General features: G+C 69.9%; 5 protein-coding genes. All 5 read left to right on the top strand.

Annotation, left to right across the window (positions count from 1 at the left end):
* The coding region (locus PKE44_RS14035) for an MFS transporter (RefSeq protein WP_324552242.1) at nt 1–1,152 on the top strand (1,152 nt) is incomplete at its 5' end.
* Between the two features lie 69 nt (nt 1,153–1,221).
* Nucleotides 1,222–2,817, top strand: a complete 1,596-nt coding sequence (locus PKE44_RS14030; protein ID WP_324552246.1) for an ABC transporter substrate-binding protein — start codon at nt 1,222–1,224, stop codon at nt 2,815–2,817.
* A 34-nt stretch (nt 2,818–2,851) separates the two neighbouring features.
* A complete protein-coding gene (locus tag PKE44_RS14025; RefSeq protein WP_324552241.1) occupies nt 2,852–3,862 on the top strand; it encodes an ABC transporter permease subunit in 1,011 nt (336 codons plus the stop codon).
* An 82-nt stretch (nt 3,863–3,944) separates the two neighbouring features.
* On the top strand, nt 3,945–4,826 hold the full coding sequence (locus PKE44_RS14020) for an ABC transporter permease subunit (protein WP_324552244.1): 882 nt from the start codon (nt 3,945–3,947) through the stop codon (nt 4,824–4,826).
* A gap of 15 nt (nt 4,827–4,841) precedes the next feature.
* On the top strand, nt 4,842–5,739 hold an 898-nt coding region (locus PKE44_RS14015), incomplete at its 3' end, for an oligopeptide/dipeptide ABC transporter ATP-binding protein (protein WP_324552240.1).

The raw sequence follows: 5,739 nt of genomic DNA, 5'->3' as shown, positions 1-5,739 counted from the left end.
GCCCTCTGGTACTTCGCCTATTTCGCCGCCGTCGGCGTGTTCCTGCCGTTCTGGCCGGTGTACCTGCGCGAGCTGGGCTTCCCGGCGGCAGCGATCGGCACGCTGCTGGCGCTGTATTCGGCCTCGCGGCTGGTGGCGCCGCATCTGTGGGGGTGGCTGGCGGATCGCAGCGGGCGGCGCATGGCGATCGTGCGGGCCGGCGGCGCGGCGACGGTGCTGTGCTTTAACGGCGTGTTCGCGGTCGGCGACAGTTTTGCCGGGCAGGCGGCGGTGATGGCGGTGTTCTGCTTCTTCTGGACGGCGGCGCTGCCGCAGTTCGAGGCGGTGACGCTCGCGCATCTGGGGCGTGATGCGCACCGCTACGGGCGCATCCGGCTGTGGGGGTCGATCGGCTTCATCGTCGTCGCGGCCGGCGGCGGGGCGGTGGTGGCCGCATGCGGGGCGCTCGTGATCCCGTGGGCGATGCTGGCCGGGCTGGTCGCGATCTTCGTGGCCGGGCTGCTGGTGCCGGAGCCGCCGGTCGCGCGTGCGCAGGATTCGGCGACACCGCTCGGGCAGCTGCTGCGCACGAAGGCGGTCTGGGCGCTGATCGCGACCGGCTTCCTGCAGCAGGCCGCGCACGGTCCGTACTACACGTTCTTCACGCTGTATCTCGGCGAGCACGGCATCGGCGAGCGCACGGCCGGGCTGCTGTGGGCGCTCGGTGTGGTGGCCGAGGTCGGGCTGTTCGCGTGGCTGCCGCACGGGCTGCCGCGCGTCGGCCTGCGGCGGCTGCTGCAGCTGGCGGTGGCGCTGAGCGTGCTGCGCTGGCTGCTGCTCGGGCTGGCGGTCGAGGTGTGGGCGCTGCTGCTCGTCGCACAGCTGCTGCATGCGGCGAGCTTCGCGGCCTTTCACGCCTGCACGCTGCAGCTCGTGCAGCAGCGCTTCGGGCCGGCGCACGCCGGGCAGGGACAGGCGCTGTATTCGAGTCTCGGCACCGGGGCCGGGGCGGCGTTCGGCGCGTGGCTGGCCGGCACGCTGTGGCTGCCCTGGGGCGGGGCGCTGACCTTCGTCGTGGCGGCCGGCTGTTCGGCGCTGGCCTGGCTGCTGGTGCAGTACGGCCTGCACACGTTGCAGACAGTTGACACCCCGGCGACGAATCCGGGCCCCTGAACCGCTTTGCTGCGTGCCACTGGGCTACGCTGCGCGCCATTCACCGTGCTGCGGAGTCGCCAGACCATGATGTCCCGTCGTCAGACCGCCGTCGTTCTTGCCCTTGCCGCCCTGCTCGCGCCGCCGCTCGCCCAGGCCGCGAAAACGCTGGTCTACTGCTCGGAAGGCAGTCCCGAGGGCTTCAACGCGCAGTTCTATACGGCCGGCACGACCTTCGATGCCGCCTCGCAGCCGATCTACAACCGGCTGACCGAGTTCGAGCGCGGTGCGACGACGCTGGTCGCCGGGCTCGCCGAGTCATGGACGATCTCGCCGGATGGCCTCGTCTACACGTTCAACCTGCGCAAGGGCGTCAAATTCCACACGACGGCGAAGTTCAGGCCGACGCGCGACTTCAACGCCGATGACGTGCTGTTCTCGTTCCAGCGCCAGCTTGATCCGAACCACCCGTTCCACAAGGTCTCGGGCGGCAGCTACGAATACTTCGAAGGCATGGACATGCCGGCGGTGATCGACAGAATCGAGAAGCTCGACGATCACACGGTGCGCTTCACGCTGAAGCGCCCGGAGGCGCCGTTTCTCGCCAACATCGCGATGGATTTCGCGTCAATCATGTCGGCCGAATACGCCGATGCGATGCTGAAGGCCGGCACGCCCGAAGTCATCGACCTCGAACCGGTCGGCACCGGGCCGTTCCAGCGCGTCGCGTACCAGAAGGATGCAGTGATCCGCTACAAGGCCAATCCCGATTACTGGCGCGGCAAGGCGCCGATCGACAATCTGGTGTTCGCGATCACGCCCGATGCCTCGGTGCGCTACGCCAAGCTCGACGCCAACGAATGCCAGGTCATGAGCTATCCGAATCCGGCCGATCTGGATCGCATGCGTCAGGACCCGAAGGTCGAGCTGCTGAGCCAGCCGGGCCTGAACATCGGCTATCTGGCCTTCAACACCAAGAAGAAACCCTTCGATGACGTGCGCGTGCGGCAGGCGCTGAATTTCGCCGTCAACAAGGCTGCGATCATCGAGGCCGTCTATCAGGGCGCCGGCACGGTCGCGAAGAACCCGATCCCGCCGACCATCTGGTCGTACAACGACGCGGTGCAGGACTACGCCTACGACCCGCAGCGCGCGAAGCAGCTGCTGCAGCAGGCCGGCCTCGCCGACGGCTTCGAGACCGACCTGTGGGCGATGCCGGTGCAGCGCCCGTACAACCCGAACGCGCGACGCATGGCCGAGATGATCCAGGCCGACTGGGCGAAGATCGGCGTGAAGGCGAAGATCGTCAGCTACGAATGGGGCGAGTACCTCAAGCGCCTGAAGGCCGGCGATCACCAGACGGCGCTGATGGGCTGGACCGGCGACAACGGCGACCCGGACAACTTCCTCGCGACGCTGCTGTCCTGCGAGGCCGCCGACAACGGCAGCAACTACGCGAAGTGGTGCTTCCAGCCGTATCAGGACCTGGTCACGAAGGCCCGCCAGGTCAGCGATCCGGCCGAGCGCACGCAGCTCTACGGACAGGCGCAGGTGGTGTTCAAGGAGCAGGCGCCGTGGATCACGATCGCGCACTCGGTCGTCTACCAGCCGGTGCGCAAGGAAGTGCAGGGTTTCAGGATTCACCCCTTCGGGCTGAACCTGTTCTACGGCGTGGACCTGAAGTGATGCGGCCTGCGCATCCGCGGCCGGGGCGGCCGGCGTGATCGGCTTCCTGCTGCGCCGCGGGCTGCTGCTGCTGCCGACCTTCCTCGGCGTCACGGCGATCGCGTTCGCGCTGATCCACCTGATCCCCGGCGATCCGCTGGAGATGATGGCCGGCGAGCGTGGCATGGACCCGGCGCGCCACGCGCGGATGATGGCCGAACTCGGTTTCGACCGGCCGCTGTGGCAGCAGTACCTCGGCTATCTCGGCGACCTGCTGCACGGTGACCTCGGCCGCTCGATCAACACCCGCCAGCCGGTGCTCGGCGAGTTCCTGACGCTGTTTCCGGCGACCGTCGAGCTGTCGCTCGCGGCGATGCTGATCGCGACGCTGATCGGGCTGCCGGTCGGCATCCTCGCGGCCGTGCGCCGCGGCACGCTGTTCGATCACGGCGTCATGGGCGTGTCGCTCGCCGGCTATTCGATGCCGATCTTCTGGTGGGCGCTGCTCTTGATCCTGCTGTTCTCGGTGCAGCTCGGCTGGACGCCGGTGTCGGGGCGGATCTCGGTGATGTTCTACGTCGAGCCGGTCACCGGCTTCCTGCTGATCGACACGCTGCTCGCCGGCGATGTCGATGCCTTCCTGTCGGCGCTGCACCATCTCGTGCTGCCGGCGATCGTGCTCGGCACGATTCCGCTCGCGGTGATCGCGCGCATGACGCGCTCGGCGATGCTCGAAGTGATCCGCGAGGACTACATCCGTGCCGCCCGCGCCCGCGGCCTGTCGCCGCTGCGCGTGATCGGCGTGCATGCGCTGCGCAACGCGCTGATCCCGGTCGTGACCGTCATCGGCCTGCAGACCGGCACGCTGCTCGCCGGCGCGATCCTGACCGAGACCATCTTCGCGTGGCCGGGCGTCGGCAAGTGGCTGATCGACTCGATCGCGCGGCGCGACTACCCGGCGGTGCAGGGCGGCATCCTGCTGGTCGCGGCGGTGGTGATGGCCGTGAACCTCGCCGTCGACCTGCTCTACGGCCTCATCAACCCGCGCATCCGCCATGGCCGCTGAGCGTCCGGGGGAGCCACAGGTCCCGGCGGCCACCGTGCCGGCCGGAAGCTTCGCGGCCGGCAGCCACGAGGCGCTGCAGGAAATCGAGGCCGTGCTGCCGGCGCCGCCGGCGCCGTGGCGCGAGAACTGGCGGCACTTCCGCGCCAATCCCGGTGCCTTCGCCGGGCTGATCGTCATCGTCGTGCTGATCGCGCTGGCGCTCGCCGCGCCGTGGATCGCGCCGCACGCGCCCGATGCGCAGTACCGCGATGCGCTGCTGAAACCGCCGGCCTGGAGCGCCGGCGGCGACCCGCGCTTCTGGCTCGGCACCGACGATGTCGGCCGCGACCTGCTGTCGCGCCTGCTGTTCGGGGCGCGGCTGTCGCTCGCGGTCGGCTGCATCGTCGTGACGCTGTCGCTCGGTGCCGGCATCGTGCTCGGCCTGGTCGCGGGCTTCGCGCGCGGCGTCGTCGATGCGCTGATCATGCGGCTGATGGACGTGATGCTGGCGCTGCCGAGCCTGCTGCTCGCGATCGCGATCGTCGCCGTGCTCGGCCCGAGCCTCGTCAACGCCATGGTCGCGATCGCGATCGTCGTGCTGCCGCACTACGTGCGCCTGACGCGCGCGGCCGTGCTCGCCGAGCTGTCGAAGGACTACGTGACCGCCAGCGAACTGGCCGGGGCCGGACGGCTGCGGCAGATGTTCGTCAACGTGCTGCCGAACTGTCTGGCGCCGCTGATCGTGCAGGCGACGCTCGGCTTCTCGTCGGCGATCCTCGATGCCGCCGCCCTCGGTTTCCTCGGCCTCGGCGCGCAGCCGCCGACACCGGAGTGGGGGACGATGCTTGCCGATGCGCGCCAGTTCATCCAGCGCGCGTGGTGGGTGGTCAGCTTTCCGGGGCTGGCGATCCTGATCACGGTGCTGGCCTTCAACCTGATGGGCGACGGACTGCGCGATGCGCTCGATCCGCGCCTGAAGCGCTAGGGGAGTCCGTCGCCGGTGGCGCTGCTCGAGATCGAAAACCTGTGCGTGGACTTCGGCACCGAGGCGCGGCCGTTCCGGGCCGTCGATCGCGTGTCGTTCACGCTCGAACGCGGCGAGGTGCTCGGCATCGTCGGCGAGTCCGGCTCCGGCAAGTCGGTGACCTCGCTGGCGCTGATGGGCCTGATCGACTTCCCCGGCCGCGTGCGCGCCGGGCGGCTGTATTTCGATGGCGAGGATCTGCTGGCGCTGTCCGGGCGCGCGCGCCGGCGCCTGACCGGCAAGGACATCGCGATGGTGTTCCAGGACCCGATGAGCGGCCTCGACCCCTGCTACACGGTCGGCTTCCAGATCATGGAGACGCTGGCCGTGCACGAGGGCGGCAGCCGCCGCGCCCGCCGCCAGCGCGCGCGCGAGTTGCTGGAGCGCGTCGGCATCCCGGACCCGGCGAGCCGTCTCGATGCGTATCCGCACCAGCTCTCCGGCGGCATGAGCCAGCGCGTGATGATCGCGCTCGCGATCGCCTGCAACCCGAGCCTGCTGATCGCCGACGAGCCGACCACGGCGCTCGACGTGACCATCCAGGCGCAGATCCTCGACCTGCTCGGCGAGCTGCAGGTGCGCAACCGCATGGGCATGATGCTGATCACGCACGATCTGGCCGTCGTCGCCGGCGCCTGCAGCCGGCTGCTGGTGATGTACGCCGGCCAGGTGGTCGAGAGCGGCACGGTCGGTGCGGTGTTCGCGGCTCCGCGCCACCCGTATACCGCCGCGCTGCTCGCGGCGCTGCCCGAGCGCGCCGAACCCGGCGCACGCCGCCTGTACGCGCTGCCCGGCGTCGTGCCCGGCCAGTACGACCGCCGCCAGGGCTGCCTGCTGGCGCCGCGCTGCCCGCACGCGAGCGCGCACTGCCGGG

Source organism: Plasticicumulans sp., assembly GCF_035331805.1.
GTDB lineage: Bacteria > Pseudomonadota > Gammaproteobacteria > Competibacterales > Competibacteraceae > Plasticicumulans.
Note: the sequence above shows the minus strand (reverse complement) of the source record. Positions and strands in the feature narration are given on the sequence as shown.